Origin of the sequence: Streptomyces sp. NPDC019531 (assembly GCF_044903305.1) — a bacterium.
Lineage (GTDB): Bacteria > Actinomycetota > Actinomycetes > Streptomycetales > Streptomycetaceae > Streptomyces.
On record NZ_JBJDQL010000010.1, the window covers coordinates 58,169 to 78,627 of the forward strand.

Below are 20,459 nucleotides of genomic sequence, written 5' to 3' on the forward strand. Positions count from 1 at the left end.
ATCGCGGTGGCGCCCACCGCGTGCGGGCATGGAAAACCCGGGCAAATCGGGACCCCCCTCTGGCGTCCGCGCCCGGAATGGTCACAGGTGCGGCACAAACGTGAAGACTGAGTGGTTGTTCCTATCACCAGTTGGCCTGATTGCGCACTGCGGGGGCGTGCTTCGCATCGAGATCGTCATCTGTCTCGGCTGTGCGGCGCCACTGCTACCCCTGTGACCCGTGATGAAACCCTCACTTAACAAGAAGGTTGAGACGTAAGGAGAGAAGCCGGTTATGCTTTCGCGGTCCGGCCGAGAGTTCGATTTATGGGGATGGCCGAACATTCGGGTGGGGTAGGCAGGGCCGGTCGGTCCTGGGGGGTTTGGATGACTAGTGCAGTTGGCGCTGCCGCGCGCTCTCGTCGGCGCAGGCGGGTCGTGGAGAACCATGGGCTTTTGCCGCAGCCACCGGACGACGCCGAGAAGTACTCCTACACGCGCCGTCACCTGTGGGTCCTGACGGTGGGCTCACTGATCAGTTTCGCGTGCCTCGCGGTGAGCCAGTTCCTCTTCACCGCGTCCAGCCCGTGGTTCTGGCTGACCATGCCGTTGCTCGCCTTCGTGGTCGCGGACTACCTCATCTCGCTGTACCTGGACGGGCTGAGCAAGGACTTCGACGTCAAGGCGCACAAGCAGCTCGTGCGGGACTGGCGGCCCGGCGGGTACCCAAGTGTGGACGTCTTCCTGCCGGTGTGCGGAGAGCCGCTGGAGGTGCTGCACAACACCTGGGTCAACGTGAACAGGCTCGCGGGCAGCTACCGCGGTGTCGTCAAGGTGTACGTGCTGGACGACGCCGACGACCCGGAGGTCGGCGCCATGGCGCAGGACTTCGGCTTCCACTACGTGGTGCGGCCGAACCGCGGCTGGTTCAAGAAGGCGGGCAACCTCCACCACGCCTTCGGGATCACCGACGGCGACCACATCCTCATCCTGGACGCCGACTTCGCGCCCCGTGCCGACCTGCTCGACGAGCTGCTGCCGTACATGGACGCCGACGAGCAGACGGGCATCGTGCAGTCCCCGCAGTTCTTCCGGATCACCGACCGGCAGAACTGGATCGAGCGCGGTGCCGGAGCGGTCCAGGAGCAGTTCTACCGGTCCGTCCAGACCTCTCGCGAGGACAAGGACGGCTCGATCTGCGTCGGCTCGTGCGCGGTGTACCGGCGGGCGGCTCTCGCCCAGATCGGCGGCATCACGCTCATCGAGCACTCGGAGGACATGTACACCGGCTTCGACCTGCGGGCGCTGGGCTGGAAGCTGCGCTATGTGCCCGTCGCGCTCTCGGTCGGCGTCTGCCCGGACACCGCCGGCGCCTTCCACAACCAGCAGTACCGCTGGTGCATGGGCTCGCTGGAACTGCTCACCGGCAAGCGGTTCTGGGAGCTGGACCTGAAGTTCCAGACCCGGCTGTGCTACGTCTCCGGCTTCCTCTACTACCTCCAGACCGCACTCGCGACCTTCCTCACCCCGATCATCCCGCTCTCGCTGATGATCCTGCGTCCCGACCTGATGCGTGCCGAGGCCGCGATGTGGGTGCTGCCGAGCGTGGCCTACGTGACGCTGGTCCTGCCGTTCTGGCACCGGGCGCCGTACCGGCTGGAGGCCTGGGCGGTGCGTCTGATGTACGGCTGGTCGCATGTCTTCGCCGTGTCGGACATGCTGCGCGGCCGTCCCATGGGCTGGAAGCCGACCGGCTCGCAGGGCGCCAAGAAGAACGGCATGCGGCGCTGGTGGATCGGTATGGCCGGCTGGTCCGGCGGCACCGCGGTGCTCTGGGTGCTCGTCGCCGGCTGGCGGATGCTCACGGAGTACCCGCCGGACTTCGCCCTGATGCTGTCCGCGGGCCTCTTCTACGCGATCGTCGTCGGCCGCGTCCTCGTCCAGCCGCGCACCCGGGAAGTACAGGAAGCGACCGCATGATTGACCCCAGTTCCTCCGCACGGGCGCTTCGGCTTGTGCGGGCGCTCGTCATCGCGTTGCTCGCCGGTGCGCTGCTGGCCGGATGCAGCACGTTCTCCGAGAAGGGCCGGGGCGAGTACGAGCGTGCCCAGGGCGATCAACCCGGCGCGAGCCCCGGTGAGGCCACCGACTCCGCGAAGCCCGAGCCGCCGTACGACGTACGGCCGCTGCTCCAGCCCGCGAAGAAGTACCTGGGCGTGGCCGCCAACGGGGCGCCCGCCAAGCTGACGGCCGTCGAGGACTTCGCGAAGCGGGCCGGCAAGAAGCCCAACCTGATCGAGTTCTACTCGGCCTGGGGCGACCAGTACGAGACGCGCCTGGTGCAGAACAGCTGGGACTACGGCTCGCTGGCGTTCATCGCCTGGGAGCCGTTCGACACGACCCTGAAGGACATCGCCTCCGGCAAGGAGGACGCGTACATTCGCGGCTACGCCCAGTCCGTCAAGGAACTGAACCTGCCGGTGGCGATCAGTTTCGCGCACGAGATGAACGGCTTCTGGTACGACTGGGGCACCAAGAAGGCCTCCGCGGCGCAGTTCGTCGCCGCGTACAAGCACATCCACGACCTCTTCGACGACGAGGGCGCCACGCAGGTCATCTGGACGTGGAGCCCGAACGTCGTCAACCCGATGCCCAAGGTGAAGCTGAAGGCGTACTGGCCGGGCGACGACTACGTCGACTGGGTCGGCGTCATCGGCTACTACGCGGCCACCGGTCCGTCGACGTACGAGACGCTCTACGGGCCCACGATGCGTCAGATCCGGACCTTCACCAAGAAGCCGTTCATCATCGCGGAGACGGCGGCCCAGGCCGGCGAGCGCAAGCCCGCCGACATCGAGGACCTCTTCCAGGGGACCGCGGAGCGCGAGGACGTCATCGGGCTGGTCTGGTTCAACTTCGACAAGGAGACCGACTGGCGCATCAACAGCGGCCCGCTCTCCGAGAAGGCCTTCCGCAAGCAGGCCGGCGGCCGGAGCTTCGGATTCGATGTGAAGAAGCCATGACCGACCGACACCCGCCCGTGTGGGCGGACGACCCCGGACTGCGGCACGATCCGCACGACCGGGCGTACGCAGCCTGGCAGGGGCAGCAGGGGCAGCAGGGGGAGTGGCACGACGAGGGGGCGCAGGACCCCTCGTGGCAGTACGCGCAGCAGTACACCTACCAGGCCCAACCGGGGGCCCAGCAGGGACAGGTGACCGACACCGGTGGCTGGCGCTTCGACGGCCGCATCTCCTCGTACACGGACCAGCAGACGTACGAGACCTTCGCGCCCTACGACCCGTACGCCACGTACACCGCGACCGAGCCGAGGCCGGCACCCGCGCCGGTGGAGCCGGAGCCCGAGCCCGCGAAGCCGGGCTACGTCCTGCCGCCCGTCGCCGAGTCCGCGTGGGACGTGGACACCGGGCGCAGTCGGCGGCTCGGGCGTCTGGTGCTGCTGTGTGTGCTCCTGATCCAGGCCGGACTGTCGCTGCGGCTGCGCGGCACGGCCTTCGAGGACGAGGCGCTGTACGTCCTCGCGGGCCACTACGAGATCGGCAACATCCTGCACGGCACCCCCGTGCCGGGCGATTTCGTGGGGTACTTCTCGGGCTACCCGAAGCTGTATCCGGTGCTCGCCGGAATGGTCGACAGCGTGGCCGGGCTCACCGGGGTGCGGATCGTCAGCCTGCTGTTCATGCTGGGCGCGACGAGCCTGCTCTACTCGCTGACCCGCAGGATGTTCGACGTCCGCGTGGCGATCGGCGCGGCGGCCCTCTTCTCGGTCATCCAGTCGACTGTGTTCCTCGGCAACTTCGCCACCTTCGACGCGGCGGCGATCTTCCTGCTCGCCCTGTCGGCATGGATCGTGGTGCGCACCGGCCGCGCGCCCATCGCGGCGGTCGTGCTCGCGGCGCCCCCGGCGTTCCTCGCCTTCGGCACCAAGTACGCGGCGGGTCTGTACCTGCCGACCCTGGTGGTCCTGGCGGTGGTGACCGCCTACCGGCACCGAGGGCTGCGCGCGCTGGCCCGCGGAGTGCTCTTCGGCGCGACACTGGTCGCGCTGCTGGGGGTCGCGTACCTCTTCGCCGGGTCGCTCGGCGGCATCAGTCAGACCACCACCAACCGGGCCAAGGGCGCCGACACCGCCGCGATGCTCCTGCAGCACAGCGCCGAGTGGGGCGGGCTGATGTTCCTCGCCGCCGTCGGCGGGTCCATCGCCTACGCCGTGCGCCCACACATGGGCGAGATGCCCTGGCTCGAACAGGTGGGACCGGGCCGGCTCCGCCGCGTCTCGCTCGGCGTCGTGCTGACCGGCACCGCGCTGCTCGCCCCGGTCTATCAGGTCCACCTGCAGACCGAGGTCTCGCTCTTCAAGCACGTGGGCTTCGGTCTGCTCTTCGCCGCACCGATGGCGGGCCTGGGCATGTCACGCCTTGTCGGCCCGCACTTCCGGCACCCGCAGCTCGGGATCATGCTGTACGTCCTGACGCTGGTGTTCGGCATGGTGCAGTCGCAGCAGAACTACAGCTTCCCGGATTCCCGGGAGATGACGGCGATCCTGCGCCCCATGGTCGACCGCAAGGGCGCCTATCTCGCCGAGGAGCACGAGGTCCCGGCCTACTACCTCCGGGACGTCACCGGTTACGACCAGTGGCAGGGCACGTTCGGCATGGACTACGCGGACAAGAAGGGCAAGCGCCACTCCGGGCCCGACGCCTACGGCGCCGCAGTCCGGGACGCGAAGTTCGACGTCATCGTGCTCCGCGGGACGGTCACTCCTGACGTGGACACGGCCGTGACAGACGCGCTGCGCGGCAACCCCCACTACCGCCTGGCCGCCGTCACCCGCTTCACCACCAGCAAGGGCGACGGCGCGTACCGGATTTGGGTGAAGAGATGAGTTTCGACGCCTTCGCCCGGCCCGGCGGCGGGCATCCAGAGGGTTCCGGCGGCCGCGATCCCTATCCGGGCCAGGACGCTTACGCCGGCCAGGACGCCTACGCCGCCACCGGGCAGGGTGTCCACGCCGGTACCAGCGCGTACGCGGAGCCTGGCAGGTATGCGGAAGCCGGTTCCTACGCGCAGTCCGCGCCGTACGTGGAGACCGAGGGGTACGCCGGTCCGGGCGACCAGCCGGGGCAGCCGACGGCCGCCGTGCCCGGGACTCCGGACGACGTGACCGATGCGCCGTTCACCGCGGTCGATCCCGCCGAAGTCGAGAAGGGCGGCCGCCTCGCCGCCGCCGTGACGTTCCTGCTTCCCACGGCGCTGGCCTTCGCCCTGATCCTGCGCGGCATCGGAGACCGTGAACTGTGGCGGGACGAACACGCCACCTGGTGGGCCGCCACGCTGTCGTTCCACGACCTCAGCCTGCTGATCCGCAGCGTCGACGTGGTGTTCACGCCGTACTACGTGTTCATGCACGGCTGGATCGCGGTGGCCGGTGACTCGGTGACCGCGATGCGCGTCCCGGGCGCCGTGGCCATGGCGGCCTCGGCCGGTCTGCTCGCCCTGCTCGGGCGGCGGCTGTTCACCACACAGGTGGGAGTCCTCGCCGGGCTCGCCCTCGCCGTCACACCGCTGACCACCCGGTACGGGCAGGAGATCCGGCCGTACCCCTTCGCGGTCGCCGCGGTGCTCCTGTCGACGCTGTTGCTCGCGCGGGCACTGGACCGGCCGTCGCTGAAGGTGTGGGTCGCCTACACACTGTCGGTGCCGCTGATCGGCTGGAGCCATCTGGCCTCGCTCGCGGTACTCGGTGCCCATCTGGCGATGGTGGTGCGGCAACGGCGCGCGGGCGACAGGATCGTCGGCTGGGCCTACACCGCGGCCCTGATCCTCGGCATGTGCTTCGTGATGCCGATGGCCGTCTCCGGTTCGGGTCAGAGCGCTCAGATCGCCTGGAACAACCCGGGCTTCAAGGAGCTGGTGAACTTCCCCGCGAACCTGTTCGGTTCCTGGGCGGTCGCCGTGCCCGTGATGGCGCTCGGTCTGGTCGGACTGTTCTTCGCGGGCCGGTGGGCACTGCCGTTGGCCGCCTGGATCGTGCTGCCGCCGGTGGTGACCTATCTGACGGCGGCGCAGCTGCACCTCTTCCTCCCGCGTTATCTGCTGTTCACCGCCCCCGCGTGGGTGCTGCTCATGGCTGTCGCCGTGGGCCGCCTGGCCGGTCCGGTGGCCGGAGCCAAGGCCGGCTCCGGGGCGGCGGCCCGGCGTGGACTCGGCTGGGCGTTCGCGGCGGCCGCGGTCGCCGGGCTCGCGTTCCAGTCGCTGCCGGGCATCAGGGAGGCTCATCACAACGCGCTGGGGGAGCCGGACTTCCGTGGTGCCGCGCGCATCATCGAGGCCGGTCAGCGCGAGGGCGACGGCATCGTCTTCAGCGGTGTGATGCAGGAGCGCCGGGCCCTGGCCTTCGAACTGCGCGACGACGTGGGGCGCCCCCGGGACGTGCTGATGTATCGCACACCGCAGGAGCGCGGCTCGTTCGACGCGGCCGAGTGCCCGCAGCCGGCGAGCTGTCTGGTCAAGGCCGAACGGTTGTGGCTCGTGTCGACGACGCCCGACGGGCAGCCGTTCAACGGGATGCCGAAGACCACGGCGACCGCGATCCAGAAGGACTTCCGCGTCGTGAAGACCCGGAAGCTCGACCATCTCCAGCTGGTGCTCCTTGAAAGGACACGCGCAGCCACGGACGGTTCGTCCAAGGACGACGACGCGGCGAAGCGCAAGGTGCACATCTGAGCTGGGTTCGCCGGACCAGCGGAAGGGCCGCGTCCGGTGGGGGGCAACTGACTAGGGGAGGGAACGAAATGACGTATGACCTGGGGGGTGACCTCGTCACCGTGGTGATGCCCACCTACAACGAGGCGGCGAACCTGCCCCGCATGGCCGAGCTGGTGCTCGGTCTGCCGATCGACGGGCTGCATCTGAAGATCGTCGACGACTCCAGCCCGGACGGGACCGGGCGGATCGCCGAAGAGCTTGCCGAGAAGTACAACGCCGACCAGCCTGCCGGGCGGCGCCGGATGAGCGTGCTGCACCGGACCGAGAAGGACGGGCTCGGGCGCGCCTATGTCGCCGGCATGAGTGCCGCTCTGGACGAGGGCGCCGCGTACGTCGTCCAGATGGACGCCGACGGCAGCCACCCGGTGGAAGCGGTTCCACGCATGCTCGGTACGGCCGTGGCATCAGGCGTCGGCCTGGTCGTCGGCAGCCGGTACGTGGAGGGGGGCTCGCTGGACGATGAGTGGGGCAGGCACCGTGTCCTGTTGTCGCGATTCGCCAACCGGTACGCCCGGACCGTGCTCGGCACCAAGATCCGGGACATCACCGCCGGCTTCAACCTGTGGTCGGCGGCCACCCTGCGGGACATCGACCTCGCGACCCTGGACAGCGCGGGCTACAGCTTCCAGGTCGAGCTGAAGTTCAAGGCCGTGCGGGCCGGACACAGTGCCGTCGAGATCCCGATCCGCTTCGAGGAGCGCACCGAGGGCGAGTCCAAGATGAACCTCGCCACACAGATCGAGTCGGCGGTGATGCCGGTACGGCTGCGACTGCGCAACCGACGGGGTTGAACGGGACGGTGAGCAGCGGACGTCACGCGCTTCCCTCCCGGTGGGGGAAGCTGTATCGCGAGATCGCGAAGTTCGGCATGGTGGGGGCCTCGGGCTTCGTGGTCAATCTCGCGGTCTTCAACCTCATCAGGACCGTCACGGACTGGCAGACCGTCCGGGCGAGCGTCCTCGCCACGGTCGTCGCGATCATGAGCAACTACCTCGGGCTGCGGTACTTCGCGTACCGCAAACGGGCCCAGGCGGACCGCAACAGCCGTAGGAAGGAGCTGACTCTCTTCCTGTTCTTCAGCGCGATCGGACTGGTCATCGAGAACTCTGTTCTCTATGCCACGACCTACGGGTTGGGCTGGGACAGCACGCTCGCCACCAACGTCAGCAAGTTCCTCGGCATCGGCGTGGCGACTCTCTTCCGCTTCTGGTCCTACCGCACCTGGGTCTTCAGGACGGCCGGGACCCGGCGGACGGCCGGCAGCCTGCCGGAACCCGTCATGCCGTATCCCGAGCCCGTCCTGAGCGGCTCCTGGGAGCGGACCTGAAGGAACCGGACCCGGCGCGCCTCGGCGCGCCGGGTCACCCGCCCGCCGCCGTGGACGCCTGGGCCTCGCCCCGCCGGTGGATCTGGCGGAAGGTGAACTCGGCCAGGTTGTCGCCGATGGTGAAGACCGAGGTGTCCTTCTCCGTGACGTTCTTGCCGCTGGCGAAGCCGGAGATGGTGAAGTAGGCGTAGCGGCCGTAGGAGTTCGAGGTCGTGCGGCAGATCGCGGAGTTGCAGAAGGCCTTGACCGCGCCGCCGGACAGCGACCTGACGATGTCCTTCTTGGTGTTGACCTGGCTCTTGGCCTTCGCCGCCTGGGCCTCGGTGTCGAAGACCGCCACGCCGACCGTCACCGAGACGCCGTCCTTGGTGTAGCTGACCCGCATGAACTGGGTGCAGCTGTTGGCCTTCAGGATCTTCCCGAGGCTGGCCTGGACCGTGTCGGCGGCGGCGCAGTTCTTCGTGTCGGCCGTCGTCCCCTTCTTGTACACGGTCGAGCCCATGGTCAGCTGGGTGCCCGGGAAGAGGGTCTGCGCGCTGAGCGGAAGCGTGTCCTTGGCCTTGCTGGCGATGAAGTCCTTCGGGTCCAGCGGCGGCGGGGCGCTGGTCGGCGCGAACGACGGCGCGGTGCCGGTCGCGCTCGGAATGTCGGCGGTCGCCGGCAGTGACGAGGTCGGTTTGTTCGCCTCGTCGTCGCCGTTCGCCGACACCACGGCCATCGCCACGGCGGTGCCTATGGCGACCGTGGCGACCGCACCGCCGACGATGAGGAACAACCGGCGCCGTCTGTTGCGGGTCTCGGAGGCCTCGGCGAGAGCGGCCCAGTCCGGAGTCTGCTCGTCCCCGCCGCTGCTCCACGGCTGCTGCGACTGCGGTTTCCAGGGATCCCACTGGGACGGGGGTCCCCCCTGCTGCCCAAAGCTCATGGGGTGCATCTTAGAGGGGGTGAGGAAGGTGCCGGTGGGCCTGTGGACAACGGCTGGACAACGGCCTCGGGGACCTTTCCGGCACCGGTGCACATCTCGGCCGCGAGGGCCCCGTGAGCTTTCCGCGCGGGCGTCGCGAGGGCCTCGTTTTGACCCGTGCGGGGGCATCCCGGTATCCTGCATCTTCGTTGTGTATTGGCTCGCTCGTTCTCACGCGAGAGGCCTTTACCTAGGTTCCCTGGAGCAGTTACCAGTGGGCGGCATACGGGCAGCGTTCCCGGCACTGTCGTCCCCAGCTGCACGATCGCTTCAGTGATGCCATGTGTCAGCACCCATCCACTGAAGAAGAAGGCTGCGAAGTGCGTACGTACAGCCCCAAGCCCGGCGATGTGACTCGCCAGTGGCACGTCATTGACGCTCAGGACGTCGTCCTGGGCCGTCTGGCTACCACTGCCGCGAACCTCCTCCGTGGCAAGCACAAGCCGACCTATGCCCCGCACATGGACATGGGCGACTTCGTCATCATCATCAACGCCGACAAGGTTCACCTGTCCGGCAACAAGAAGACCCAGAAGCTGGCGTACCGCCACTCCGGTTACCCGGGTGGTCTGCGCTCCGTCCGCTACGACGAGCTGCTGGCGAAGAACCCCGAGAAGGCCGTCGAGAAGGCCATCAAGGGCATGATCCCCAAGAACAGCCTGGGCCGTCAGATGATCACCAAGCTGAAGGTCTACTCGGGCGACCAGCACCCGCACGCTGCGCAGCAGCCGGTGCCGTTCGAGATCACCCAGGTCGCGCAGTAGTTCCGGCCACCCCCTTCAAGACAGAAAAGAATCTGAGGAGCATCGTGGCCGAGACCACCGCTGAGCAGCCGGTCGAAGAGACCGAGACCGAGCTTGTCGACATCGACAGCTACACCACCGAGTCCGAGGCCCCCGTCGAGGGCGAGTACACCTCGGAGTCCATGGCGTCCCGCTTCGGCGACCCGCAGCCGGCCGCCGGCCTGGGCCGTCGCAAGAACGCCATCGCCCGCGTCCGGATCGTCCCGGGCACCGGCAAGTGGAAGATCAACGGTCGCACCCTTGAGGACTACTTCCCCAACAAGGTGCACCAGCAGGAAGTCAACGAGCCCTTCAAGGTGCTCGAGCTCGAGGGCCGCTACGACGTCATCGCCCGGATCGCGGGTGGCGGTGTCTCCGGCCAGGCCGGTGCCCTGCGCCTCGGCGTGGCCCGCGCGCTGAACGAGGCCGACGTGGACAACAACCGCGGCGCCCTCAAGAAGGCTGGCTTCCTCCGCCGCGACGACCGTGCGGTCGAGCGCAAGAAGGCCGGTCTCAAGAAGGCCCGCAAGGCTCCGCAGTACAGCAAGCGTTAAGCTTCGCTGCCTGCTCGTACTCGCACGTCAGCAGTACGTCCGACGTACGTCCGAACGCCCCGGCGGCACGCCACAGTGCCGTCGGGGCGTTCGTTTATCACAGCTTTAGGCGTATAACGGCACAAGGCGCTCAAAGGCTCATGTGATCGGATGATCTCCGCAACTGACGCTTCCTCAGGAGGACAAGTGGGACGACTCTTCGGTACGGACGGCGTGCGCGGTGTCGCCAACGCGGATCTGACGGCCGAGATGGCGCTCGGTCTGTCGGTCGCGGCGGCACATGTGCTGGCCGAGGCGGGTTCGTTCCAGGGCCACAGGCCGACTGCGGTGGTCGGACGGGACCCGCGCGCGTCCGGGGAGTTCCTGGAGGCCGCCGTCGTCGCGGGTCTCGCGAGCGCCGGCGTGGACGTACTGAAGGTCGGTGTGCTGCCCACGCCCGCGGTGGCGTATCTCACGGGTGTGCTCGGCGCCGACCTCGGGGTCATGCTCTCCGCCAGCCACAACGCCATGCCCGACAACGGCATCAAGTTCCTCGCCCGCGGCGGGCACAAGCTCGACGACGAGCTGGAGGAGCAGATCGAGGCGGTCTACGAGGAGCACCGGCGCGGTGAGCCCTGGGAGCGGCCGACCGGCTCCGGCGTGGGCCGGGTGCGGGAGTACACCGAGGGCTTCGACAAGTACGTGGCGCACCTGATCGCCGTACTGCCGAACCGGCTCGACGGGCTGAAGATCGTCCTCGACGAGGCGCACGGTGCCGCTGCCCGGGTGTCGCCGGAGGCGTTCTCGCGGGCCGGTGCCGAGGTCATCACCATCGGTGCCCAGCCGGACGGGCTCAACATCAACGACGGGTGCGGATCCACGCATCTCGGGCTGCTGAAGGCCGCCGTCGTCGAGCACGGGGCGGATTTCGGCATCGCGCACGACGGGGACGCGGACCGGTGTCTCGCCGTCGACCACGCCGGTGAGGAGGTGGACGGCGACCAGATCATGGCCGTGCTGGCGCTGGCGATGAGGGACCGGTCGGCGCTGCGTTCGGACACAGTGGTGGCGACCGTCATGTCGAACCTGGGGTTCAAGCTTGCGCTGGAGCGGGAGGGGCTGCGGCTCGTCCAGACCGCCGTCGGGGACCGGTATGTGCTGGAGGAGATGAAGGAGCACGGGTACGCCCTCGGCGGTGAGCAGTCCGGGCATGTGATCATCCTCGATCACGCGACCACGGGTGACGGCACGTTGACAGGGCTCATGCTCGCGGCGCGGGTCGCCGAGAGCGGGCGGTCGTTGCGGGAGCTGGCTTCCGTGATGGAGCGGTTGCCGCAGGTCTTGATCAACGTGCCTGATGTGGACCGGTCGCGGGTGTCGACGTCCGCGGAGCTGGCTTCCGCGGTTGCCGACGCGGAGCGGGAACTCGGGGAGACCGGGCGGGTGTTGTTGCGGCCTTCCGGGACCGAGCCGTTGGTGCGGGTGATGGTCGAGGCGGCGGATATTGATCAGGCTCGGTCTGTGGCGGGGCGGCTTGCTGATGCTGTGAAGTCGGCGCTCGGCTGAATTGCCGGGTAGGGGCGGGGGTTGCTGACGGTCGCGGGCTCGCAGGAGCGTCGTGGCTTGTCGCGCCCGCGCCGCGGTAGCCGCACATCGATACAGCCCCCGGGCCCCTAAGGGCGTTTTCGCCAGAGCCATTTCTGGAAGAGGAGGGTGAGGGTGCCCGCCAGGATGATGCCCAGGAGGTTCAGCAGCAACTGGTTCGTCGAACCCGCTGTTTGATCCATGTCGCCGTAGGCCAGGGCCACTGCCGCGTTCGCTGCCGCCGGGACCGTGGTGACCGAGATCGCCACGCCCACCAGGGCGCCGGACTTCGACGAGGTCAGGCTCAGGGTGCCCGCGATTCCCGCCAGGACCGCCACGACGAACGAGAAGGCGTCGGGGGCGTAGACGAAGGCGGTGTTGGGGCGGTCGCCCTCCAGGTCGGACTTGTGGAAGAGGCTCAGGGCGTCCATGAACCAGGTGAAGCCGACCGTCACCGCCATCGCCGCCGCGAACCCCGCCAGCAGCGCGATCAACGATCGTGCCGCCAGACGGGGGTGGCGTTGCACGATCGCCGTGCTGAAGGCGGCCAGGGGGCCGAACTCCGGGCCCACCGCCATCGCGCCCACGATCAGGATCGCGTTGTCCAGCACCACACCGCAGGCCGCGATCATCGTGGCCAGCGTGATGAAGGCGAGGTAGGTGATGGAGAGCGTCGACTCCTCGTGCGTCGCGTCCGTCAGGTGCTCCCACAGGACCGCGTCCGCGCCCTCGCCGGGTGCCTCGTCCTCGGCCTTGTCGGCGCGCTTGGAGAGCGACAGGTCGATGTTCTCCACGGCGATGGAGCCGGTCTTGTCGAGGTCCAACTTCCGCAGGGCGCCGATGAGTTCGTCACCCGCCTCGCGGGCCGCGTCGCACATCACGACATCGCCGGCCGGATTGCGGGCGGCGCCCGGCAGCACGACGAGGTGCGTGGTGCCGACCGTCCGCTCGATCAGGCGGACCACGTCGTCGGTCCGGTCGGCCGGGGTGATCAGGCGCAGATGCAGCATGACGCCTTTCTAACAGGCGCCGTTGCTCAGAGCTTACGGAGGCTGAGCTTGCGCACCTTGTGGTCCTGGCCCTTGCGGATGACCAGGGTGGCGCGGCCGCGGGTGGGGGCGATGTTCTCCACCAGGTTGGGCTTGTTGATGGTGCGCCAGAGGGTGCGGGCGTAGTCGAGGGCCTCCTCCTCGGAGACCTGGGTGTACTTCCTGAAGTACGACTCGGGGTTCTGGAACGCGGTCTGCCGGAGCTTCTTGAACCGGTTGAGGTACCAGCGCTCGATGTCCTCGGCGCTCGCGTCGACGTACACGCTGAAGTCGAAGTAGTCGGCGAGACCGACACGGGTGCGGCCGTCCGTGCCGGGGAGGGCGGGCTGCAGCACGTTGAGGCCCTCGACGATCAGTATGTCGGGGCGGCGCACGGTGAGCCGCTGGTCCGGGACGATGTCGTAGATCAGGTGGGAGTAGACGGGGGCGGTGACCTCGTCCTTGCCCGCCTTGATGTCGGCGACGAAACGGGTCAGCGCCCGGCGGTCGTACGACTCCGGGAAGCCCTTGCGCGACATGAGCCCGCGGGCCTCCAGCTCCCGGGTGGGCAGCAGGAAGCCGTCCGTCGTCACCAGCTCGACGCGCGGGTGCTCGGGCCAGCGGGAGAGCAGGGCCTGGAGGAGGCGGGCGACGGTCGACTTTCCTACGGCGACGGAGCCGGCGACCCCTATGACGAACGGTGTGCCGGACTGGGAGCCCTTCTCGCCCAGGAAGGTGTTCAGGGCGCCTCTGAGGCCGTCCGTGGCGCCGATGTAGAGGTTGAGGAGGCGGGAGAGCGGGAGGTAGATGTCCCGCACCTCGTCGAGGTCGATGACGTCACCGAGCCCGCGCAGCTTCTCGACCTCCTCGGCGTTCAGCGGGAGCGGCGTCTTTTCGCGCAGCGCGCTCCACTCGGTGCGGGTGAGGTCGACGTAGGGAGTCGCCTCCGGCTTGGGCCGGTGGGCGCTCCGGGGCATCGAGGAGACCGGAGAGATCACAGTCCATTGTTAACGGAGTTTGAACGGGGTGGGGGGTGGGGTGGGTCACGTCGGGGTGTGATCATGTGAAATCGGCGTAGGCGAGGTGGGTCGCGCAGACCCGGCAGCGGAAGAGGTACGCGGTCGGCTGGTCGTCCTTGTCGAGCGAGGCGAGGAAGCCGTCGAACCGGTGGTCCGGCCACTGGGCGCGGAGGTGGTCCACGGCGTCCGGATGCTCCTTGAGCTCCCTCGCTCCGGCGGCGCCGAGGAATTCCGCGCCGTCGCCGCAGTGCGTCAGCCAGTGCGGGGACTGCCAGGCGAAGAATCCCGGTGTGCGCCTCAGGACCGCCGTCACGACGTCCTCGGGTACGTCGCCCTCGATGCCGTCGGCGAAAGAGGCGTCGTAGCGCTCGGCGGCCTTGCCGAAGGCGATGCAGTACGGGCAGATGCCGCTGTCCGGGGCGTCGGCGGCGTAGACGGGTCCTGTGTACACCCAGCCGCGTTCCTGCCCGCAGCACACGCAGGGGCTGTCGGAGGTGGTGACGGAGCCGGTGGCGACCGGATTCGGGTGGTACGGGAACCGGGGGAGGACGGGGCGTAGCCGGGGTTCCGGTTGCGGGGAGATCAGGAGCTGGATCGCCCGGCCGGTCAGGGCCTCGGGCGCCACCACCAGCGCTTCCGCGCGCAAGCTCTCCGGGAGGTGTCTTCGGTCGGATTCGCTCGTCAGGATCATCGGGCAGTCGTGCGGCATGACGCCCGCGCCGGTTCTCCGGGCGAGTTCTGCCACGCGGTCGAGGATCCGTCCGGGAGAGAAGCGGTTGAACGTGAGTCCGAGGGCGTCGCCGTAGACCTCCGAGCCGCCGCCGTCCTCGGCTTCGAGATCCCAGAACTCCGGGAGGCCGGTGGGCGGCATTCCGCCCACGGTGACGGGGCCGAGTACGTCGCGTATCGCGGTCTCGTCCATGGGGGCGGGTTCTTCGTCGACGAAACGCCAGACGTACAGGCCGTAACCCACGCGGTTCCTCTCAGACGAGCGACCAGATCTGCCGTACCGGACGGCCCAGCGCGGCACCGATTCCGGCCAGCTCCTCGTCGTCGAGTACGCGCCTGTTGGGGCTCCACACCCTGACCTGGTACCGGGCGAATCCGGAAGGAACGTTGTACACGAGGTCGTTCAGCGTGGTGTCGGTGCCGCAGCAGGGAACTCTTACGGCAAGGGCGGAGGCGCTGCCGTCCCGGAAGGCCTCGTCCATCCTGGCCATCCACCACCCCGGGAAGTCTAGTTGCGTACCGCATCGAGGGCACGACACGGAGTCCAGGCCGGCGCTGTGGGCGAAGGCCGGAGTGTCGTTGAGCTCTGCCTCGGTGTCTCCGAGCCCGTCAGGGCGCCGCTCCGTGGACGGACGCCCTCGTCGGTGATCACCTGCCATGTGCCGAGGCCGGCCATGACCTCGTTGGCGACTCCGGCGGCACGCAGGGCCTTTCCACGTGTCCTGGAAGCAGTCGGTGAAGTCCCCGATGACGATCTCGAACAGAACCGCGCCGAGGGCGCCCCCGAAGAGGCTGTGCCGGCCCAGCTTGAGAATGTCCCGTCCGGAGAAGAAGTGGTCCCACTGGACGGGCTCGTCGGGCCTGAACGTCTTCGTGTCGAGGTAGTGCCACGCCGAGTTGGGGCAGCCCTCCGCACTGGCCAGCGCTCGGGCCGGGGAGCTGTTGCAAGTCCACAGCTGGATCTTCGTGCCGTTCGCCGGGTTGCTGTTCGACACGTCGGGTGAGTCGTGTGAAGTTGGCCCGATACGGCCCCTGTCGCAATATCCGGAATCGGGCACGAAGTGCCGTGTTCGGACGGCCTTCGCCCCCTAGGCTGCCGCGCATGTGCGGAATCGTGGGATACGTGGGGTCGCAGTCGGCGCTCGATGTAGTGATGGCCGGGCTGAAGCGACTGGAGTACCGGGGGTACGACTCGGCAGGCGTCGCCGTGCTGGCGGACGGCGGGCTGGCGGCTGCCAAGAAGGCCGGGAAGCTGGTCAATCTGGAGAAGGAGCTGGTGGACCGGCCGCTGCCGTCGGGTCCCACCGGCATCGGGCACACCCGCTGGGCCACACACGGCGGGCCGACGGACGCCAACGCGCATCCTCATCTGGACAACGCGGGCCGGGTGTCGGTCGTCCACAACGGCATCATCGAGAACTTCGCCCTGCTGCGGGCCGAGTTGGCGGACCGCGGGCATGTGCTGACGTCCGAGACCGACACCGAGGTCGTGGCACATCTGCTCGCCGAGGAGTTCTCGGTGACCGCCGACCTCGCGGAGTCGATGCGGCTGGTGTGCCGGCGGCTGGAGGGTGCGTTCACGCTGGTCGCCGTCCACGCGGACGAGCCGGACGTGGTCGTGGGCGCGCGGCGCAACTCGCCGCTCGTGGTGGGCTTGGGGGAGGGGGAGGCGTTCCTGGCCTCCGACGTCGCCGCGTTCATCGCCCACACGCGCTCGGCGATCGAGCTGGGCCAGGACCAGGTCGTGGAGCTGCGCAGGGACGGCGTGACCGTCACCGGCTTCGACGGCCGCCCGGCCGACGTCCGCTCGTACCACGTCGACTGGGACGCCTCCGCCGCCGAGAAGGGCGGCTACGACTACTTCATGCTCAAGGAGATCGCCGAGCAGCCGAAGGCGGTCGCCGACACCCTCCTGGGCCGTATCGACGCGGCCGGCTCCCTGACGCTGGACGAGGTGCGGATCAGCGCCGCCGAACTGCGGGAGGTGGACAAGGTCGTCATCGTGGCCTGCGGTACGGCCTTCCACGCGGGGCTGATCGCCAAGTACGCCATCGAGCACTGGACCCGTATCCCCTGCGAGGTGGAGCTGGCGAGCGAGTTCCGCTACCGGGACCCGATCCTCGGGCCGCGCTCCCTCGTGATCGCCATCTCCCAGTCGGGCGAGACCATGGACACGCTCATGGCGCTACGGCACGCCCGCGAGCAGGGTTCCAAGGTGCTGGCGATCTGCAACACCAACGGCTCGACGATTCCCCGGGAGTCGGACGCGGTGCTGTACACGCACGCGGGGCCCGAGGTCGCCGTAGCGTCGACGAAGGCGTTCCTGACGCAGCTCGTGGCGTGCTACCTGGTGGCGCTGTACCTCGGGCAGGTGCGCGGGACCAAGTGGGGGGACGAGGTCGGGGCCGTCGTCCGGGATCTGTCGCGGATCTCCGACGAGGTCGAGCGGGTGCTGGAGACGATGGAACCGGTGCGGGCGCTGGCGCGGTCGCTGGCCGACAAGAACACGGTGCTGTTCCTGGGGCGGCACGTCGGGTATCCGGTGGCGCTGGAGGGCGCGCTGAAGCTCAAGGAACTCGCCTATACGCACGCCGAGGGGTTCGCGGCGGGGGAGTTGAAGCACGGGCCGATCGCGCTGATCGAGCCTGATCTGCCGGTGGTTGTGGTCGTGCCCTCATCCCGGGGGCGGTCCGTGCTCCACGACAAGATTGTGTCCAACATGCAGGAGATCCGGGCCCGGGGAGCGCGGACGATCGTGATCGCGGAGGAGGGGGACGAGACGGTGGTGCCGTACGCCGACCACCTGATCCGGATCCCGGCGACTCCGACGTTGTTGCAGCCGCTGGTGGCGACGGTGCCGTTGCAGGTGTTCGCGTGCGAGCTGGCGACGGCTCGGGGGAACGAGGTGGATCAGCCTCGGAATCTGGCTAAGTCGGTGACGGTGGAGTAGGCGGGGCCGTCGGCCGCCGCTACTTCCTGCGGGTGGCCCGCAGAAGCCGGGCCACGAGGGATTCTCCCCGCACGGTCCCTGTCCTCTTCCGGGTGTCGGCAGGGGGCTGGGGACCGGAGCCCGTCCGCTCCCGCGGCTGCGGGATCTGCTCCGCGGTGCGGGCCGGCAGGGACACGACCGCGGCGGCGGGGACAGCCGCGTCCAGTACGGCGATCCGCTCCTCCGTGACGTCCCCGAAGAGGGTCGGCTCGACGACCACCTGGAAGCCGTCGAGGCCGATCAGGTGCCGGACTCCGTCGGGGCGGGTGGTCATCGCGGCGCAGGCGTCGTACCGCACGGTGAACAGGCCGGCCGGCGTCGACAGGGTCACGCCCGTGGCGCCGATGATCAGCGTGACGTCGTCGTCCTCCAGCGACGGATGCAGGGTGCCGGAGACCCCGGAAGACGAGAAGCGGGGCGCTGGGGTGAGGCCCGCCCAGTCGGCGCCTCGGGTCGGCACCTGGAGCAACCCGCCGTCCCATGCCTCGCGGGCGACCTCGCGCAGGTCGGCGACCGTGACCGCGTGGAGTTCGGCCCTGTTCTGCTCGGGGGGCGTGATCCGGTGGCCGAGCAGCAGGCTCAGCGCGTACGACGGCAGCAGCGCCGCGCCGAGGTCGGGGACGTCGTAGCGCTTGAGCAACTTGCCGCGTGCGGAGTCCAGGTCGGCCTGCTCGATACGGCCCGCGCGCAGCCGGGCGAAGGCGTCGACGAAGCCGCCGAGCGCCGCGTCCTGCTTCTGCGGCAGTGCGTCGGCGTACGCGGTGAGGGTGGCGTACTCGGCGTCGCGCGGGGAGTAGTCGGCCTCCGCCGAGTACGAGTAGCCGCCCTTCTGGCGCAGGTCCTGGAAGAGAGCGCGGCCCAGGACCTCGGCGAACACGGCGGCCGCGGTGGAGCGGCGCAGCACGGAGGTGAGGACGAGGTGGCCGTCGTCGCCGCGGAGGTAGGCGGGGGTGACGGGGAGCGCGCTGGTCACGGCCGGGGTGGGGAGGCGGTGCCCTGAGGGGAGCGGGGTGAGGTCGAGACCGTCCGGTACGCGGTCGCCGGTGAACCAGAGCACCGCGTTGTCCCGGGTGAAGTGGGTCTCGGCCCAGTGGCGCACCTGGTCGGCCGTCAGGCTGCGGGTGCCGAGTTCGTCGAAGCTCGACAGACCGTAGCCCTGGGCGCCGTACCGCCACATGGGCATGAGGGCCATGGGGCCGTTGCCCCGGCTGCCCGCCTCCGTGCGCAGGATCTCCTTCTCCGTCCCCAGGCGGTCCATCGGGAGGTCGCGCAGGGCCGCGCAGACACTGTTGAGGTAAGTGACGACCTCGCTCTCGTCGCCAGTGACGTGGAAGAGGGTGTACGTGTCCGCCGTGGCGCCGTTGTAGTGCAGGTCGGACAGGCCCAGGCGGTGCAGGGCGAGGTGCTCGACGAGGTGGGTGACGCCGGCCGTGGGCAGGGTCTCGTCGGCACGGCCCACGCGGAAGAAGAGGCCGGCGGTGATCTCGCCGGGGCGTGGGGCGAAGAGGGTGGGGACGCCGTGGACGGTGGTGTGGGCGACCAGGGTGCCGAGATCCGTGGCTGTCGTTCTGGGCGTGGTCATCTCTCGTCCCGGGGTGTCGCGAGCGCGTCTGCGCGGTACCGCGTGAACTGGTTCCTCCAGTCGGGCAGGTACCTCCAGAAGGCCTCGGAGGAGGTGTCGCCGAGGGCTTCGAAGTGCTGGGCGGCGTCCGCGGCATGGCCGCCGAGGGAGAAGGCCAGGGCGAAGGTGCTGTGGCCACCGGTCCAGTGCCAGTCGCGGCGGTGGCCGGGGTGCAGTACGGAGATCCGGGCGGCCTGGCGCAGCTCGTCGCGGACCGAGACGTTCCGCAGGTACTCGGCTGCCTCGGCGTCGTCGAGATCCGCCCAGTGCTCGATGTGCGCCTCGGCGACCAGGATGCCGGCGTGCGAGCCGTCGGGCGCGGCGCTCACACACTCCTGCGCGAAGCCGTGCGCGGCCTCCCAGGAACCGCCCCACTGGGGGCACAACTGCTGCAGGAGCTGCGACTGCGCACGGAAGTGGTGAGGGTGACGGGGGTGGTCCGAGCGGTCCGGTTGGTCCGGGTGATGCTCCGTCAGCCGGTCGTAACGCCGTCGGGCCTCGGACTGCCCCAGCTCCAGACCGCGGGCGGTCAGCAGTCGGGCGGTCCACGCGGGGGCGTACGCCGGCTGCTCGGCGCACACCTCGATCAACAGCAGCTCCGCCTTGCGCAGCCGGCCGTGGAACTCGTCGAGCTGGTCGGGCGGCACATCCCCGGCCCGGGCGCCGCCGCGGATCCCCCAGCCGATGCGGATGTGCCGCTCGGCGAGCAGGGTACGGGGGAGCGGGTCGGCGGGCAGGGACCTGGCGACCTTCTCCAGGTACCACTCGGTTCTGTCGACGCGAGCGAGGAGGCCGGCGGCGAAGGAGACGTCGTCGGGAGAGCCCAGTTCTGCGAAGAAGGCGCGCGTGGCGTCCCAGTCGCCGTCCCAGGCGGCGGTGCGGAGCGGGGCCAGCTCGGGGTGCGCGTCGAACGCGTCGGTCACCGGGCCCGGTGAGCAGCCGGGTCTGCCGTGTTCGTCGGTGCCCTTGCCGGCGGTGCTTTTGCCCATACGGCCGCCGCCCCCCTTGGCGTGTCCATGTGCAGAGTTTCGCAGGCTAGCAGGGAGGGGTGGGGCGGGTGTTCTTGAGGGCGTTGATGTGCAATAGCGCTGGGTACCCGTGCTCATCGTGGTCAC

General features: G+C 69.2%; 17 protein-coding genes. 10 read left to right on the forward strand and 7 right to left on the reverse strand.

Annotated features, from left to right (window positions below; genetic code table 11):
* Positions 1–366 precede the first annotated feature (366 nt).
* From ACI2L1_RS15025 to ACI2L1_RS15050, 6 genes are all read left to right on the forward strand, one after another.
* The gene (locus tag ACI2L1_RS15025; protein WP_404739746.1) at positions 367–1,959 is read left to right on the forward strand and encodes a glycosyltransferase family 2 protein; all 1,593 of its coding nucleotides are present in this window, start codon (positions 367–369) and stop codon (positions 1,957–1,959) included.
* On the forward strand, positions 1,956–3,002 hold the full coding sequence (locus ACI2L1_RS15030; RefSeq protein ID WP_404739747.1) for a glycoside hydrolase family 26 protein: 1,047 nt from the start codon (positions 1,956–1,958) through the stop codon (positions 3,000–3,002). Before ACI2L1_RS15025 ends, ACI2L1_RS15030 begins: the two co-directional genes overlap by 4 nt.
* On the forward strand, positions 2,999–4,885 hold the full coding sequence (locus ACI2L1_RS15035; protein ID WP_404739748.1) for an ArnT family glycosyltransferase: 1,887 nt from the start codon (positions 2,999–3,001) through the stop codon (positions 4,883–4,885). The genes ACI2L1_RS15030 and ACI2L1_RS15035 overlap by 4 nt, the downstream gene beginning before the upstream one ends.
* A complete protein-coding gene (locus ACI2L1_RS15040) occupies positions 4,882–6,726 on the forward strand; it encodes a glycosyltransferase family 39 protein (RefSeq protein WP_404739749.1) in 1,845 nt (614 codons plus the stop codon). Before ACI2L1_RS15035 ends, ACI2L1_RS15040 begins: the two co-directional genes overlap by 4 nt.
* Positions 6,727–6,794: 68 nt before the next feature.
* The gene (locus ACI2L1_RS15045; protein ID WP_404739750.1) at positions 6,795–7,559 is read left to right on the forward strand and encodes a polyprenol monophosphomannose synthase; all 765 of its coding nucleotides are present in this window, start codon (positions 6,795–6,797) and stop codon (positions 7,557–7,559) included.
* A gap of 8 nt (positions 7,560–7,567) precedes the next feature.
* Positions 7,568–8,095 carry a GtrA family protein gene (locus ACI2L1_RS15050; RefSeq protein WP_404739751.1) on the forward strand — a complete coding sequence of 176 codons (528 nt, stop codon included), beginning with the start codon at positions 7,568–7,570 and terminating at the stop codon, positions 8,093–8,095.
* A 34-nt stretch (positions 8,096–8,129) separates the two neighbouring features.
* Here ACI2L1_RS15050 and ACI2L1_RS15055 read toward each other — a convergent pair whose 3' ends face one another.
* The gene (locus ACI2L1_RS15055; RefSeq protein ID WP_404739752.1) at positions 8,130–9,020 is read right to left on the reverse strand and encodes a hypothetical protein; all 891 of its coding nucleotides are present in this window, start codon (positions 9,018–9,020) and stop codon (positions 8,130–8,132) included.
* Positions 9,021–9,379: 359 nt separating this feature from the next.
* On the opposite strand from ACI2L1_RS15055, the gene rplM reads away from it, so the two are divergent.
* The 3 genes from rplM (at position 9,380) to glmM (ending at position 11,940) form a co-directional block, all read left to right on the forward strand.
* On the forward strand, positions 9,380–9,823 hold the full coding sequence (rplM, locus tag ACI2L1_RS15060; protein ID WP_404739753.1) for a 50S ribosomal protein L13: 444 nt from the start codon (positions 9,380–9,382) through the stop codon (positions 9,821–9,823).
* 44 nt (positions 9,824–9,867) lie between these two features.
* Entirely contained in the window at positions 9,868–10,395 is a 528-nt protein-coding gene (gene rpsI, locus ACI2L1_RS15065) for a 30S ribosomal protein S9 (protein ID WP_404739754.1), read from the forward strand.
* A gap of 186 nt (positions 10,396–10,581) precedes the next feature.
* Positions 10,582–11,940, forward strand: coding sequence for a phosphoglucosamine mutase (gene glmM, locus ACI2L1_RS15070; protein ID WP_404739755.1), 1,359 nt, complete (start codon positions 10,582–10,584; stop codon positions 11,938–11,940).
* A gap of 107 nt (positions 11,941–12,047) precedes the next feature.
* On the opposite strand, the gene ACI2L1_RS15075 is transcribed toward glmM, so the two are convergent.
* From ACI2L1_RS15075 to ACI2L1_RS15090, 4 genes are all read right to left on the reverse strand, one after another.
* Positions 12,048–12,968 carry a DUF389 domain-containing protein gene (locus tag ACI2L1_RS15075; protein WP_404739756.1) on the reverse strand — a complete coding sequence of 307 codons (921 nt, stop codon included), beginning with the start codon at positions 12,966–12,968 and terminating at the stop codon, positions 12,048–12,050.
* Positions 12,969–12,994: 26 nt separating this feature from the next.
* A complete protein-coding gene (gene coaA, locus ACI2L1_RS15080; RefSeq protein WP_404739866.1) occupies positions 12,995–13,963 on the reverse strand; it encodes a type I pantothenate kinase in 969 nt (322 codons plus the stop codon).
* A gap of 82 nt (positions 13,964–14,045) precedes the next feature.
* Positions 14,046–14,978 (reverse strand): CbrC family protein, encoded by a 933-nt coding sequence (locus ACI2L1_RS15085; protein ID WP_404739757.1) that lies wholly within the window; start codon positions 14,976–14,978, stop codon positions 14,046–14,048.
* Between the two features lie 10 nt (positions 14,979–14,988).
* Complete coding sequence (locus ACI2L1_RS15090; protein WP_404739758.1) at positions 14,989–15,729, reverse strand: hypothetical protein; 741 nt, start codon at positions 15,727–15,729, stop codon at positions 14,989–14,991.
* Between the two features lie 107 nt (positions 15,730–15,836).
* On the opposite strand from ACI2L1_RS15090, the gene glmS reads away from it, so the two are divergent.
* Entirely contained in the window at positions 15,837–17,684 is a 1,848-nt protein-coding gene (gene glmS, locus ACI2L1_RS15095; RefSeq protein ID WP_404739759.1) for a glutamine--fructose-6-phosphate transaminase (isomerizing), read from the forward strand.
* A 19-nt stretch (positions 17,685–17,703) separates the two neighbouring features.
* Here glmS and ACI2L1_RS15100 read toward each other — a convergent pair whose 3' ends face one another.
* Positions 17,704–19,305 carry a M16 family metallopeptidase gene (locus tag ACI2L1_RS15100; protein ID WP_404739760.1) on the reverse strand — a complete coding sequence of 534 codons (1,602 nt, stop codon included), beginning with the start codon at positions 19,303–19,305 and terminating at the stop codon, positions 17,704–17,706.
* Entirely contained in the window at positions 19,302–20,333 is a 1,032-nt protein-coding gene (locus tag ACI2L1_RS15105; protein WP_404739761.1) for a hypothetical protein, read from the reverse strand. Before ACI2L1_RS15105 ends, ACI2L1_RS15100 begins: the two co-directional genes overlap by 4 nt.
* Between the last annotated feature and the right edge of the window lie 126 nt (positions 20,334–20,459).

What these genes read in the sequence shown, in the direction of transcription:
- ACI2L1_RS15100 (WP_404739760.1), bottom strand. Translation starts at nt 19,305, where the DNA reads ATGACCACGCCCAGAACGACAGCCACGGATCTCGGCACCCTGGTCGCC.
- ACI2L1_RS15105 (WP_404739761.1), bottom strand. Translation starts at nt 20,333, where the DNA reads ATGGGCAAAAGCACCGCCGGCAAGGGCACCGACGAACACGGCAGACCC.
- ACI2L1_RS15055 (WP_404739752.1), bottom strand. Translation starts at nt 9,020, where the DNA reads ATGAGCTTTGGGCAGCAGGGGGGACCCCCGTCCCAGTGGGATCCCTGG.
- glmS (WP_404739759.1), top strand. Translation starts at nt 15,837, where the DNA reads ATGTGCGGAATCGTGGGATACGTGGGGTCGCAGTCGGCGCTCGATGTA.
- ACI2L1_RS15075 (WP_404739756.1), bottom strand. Translation starts at nt 12,968, where the DNA reads ATGCTGCATCTGCGCCTGATCACCCCGGCCGACCGGACCGACGACGTG.
- ACI2L1_RS15035 (WP_404739748.1), top strand. Translation starts at nt 2,999, where the DNA reads ATGACCGACCGACACCCGCCCGTGTGGGCGGACGACCCCGGACTGCGG.
- ACI2L1_RS15040 (WP_404739749.1), top strand. Translation starts at nt 4,882, where the DNA reads ATGAGTTTCGACGCCTTCGCCCGGCCCGGCGGCGGGCATCCAGAGGGT.
- ACI2L1_RS15045 (WP_404739750.1), top strand. Translation starts at nt 6,795, where the DNA reads ATGACGTATGACCTGGGGGGTGACCTCGTCACCGTGGTGATGCCCACC.
- ACI2L1_RS15025 (WP_404739746.1), top strand. Translation starts at nt 367, where the DNA reads ATGACTAGTGCAGTTGGCGCTGCCGCGCGCTCTCGTCGGCGCAGGCGG.
- coaA (WP_404739866.1), bottom strand. Translation starts at nt 13,963, where the DNA reads ATGCCCCGGAGCGCCCACCGGCCCAAGCCGGAGGCGACTCCCTACGTC.
- ACI2L1_RS15030 (WP_404739747.1), top strand. Translation starts at nt 1,956, where the DNA reads ATGATTGACCCCAGTTCCTCCGCACGGGCGCTTCGGCTTGTGCGGGCG.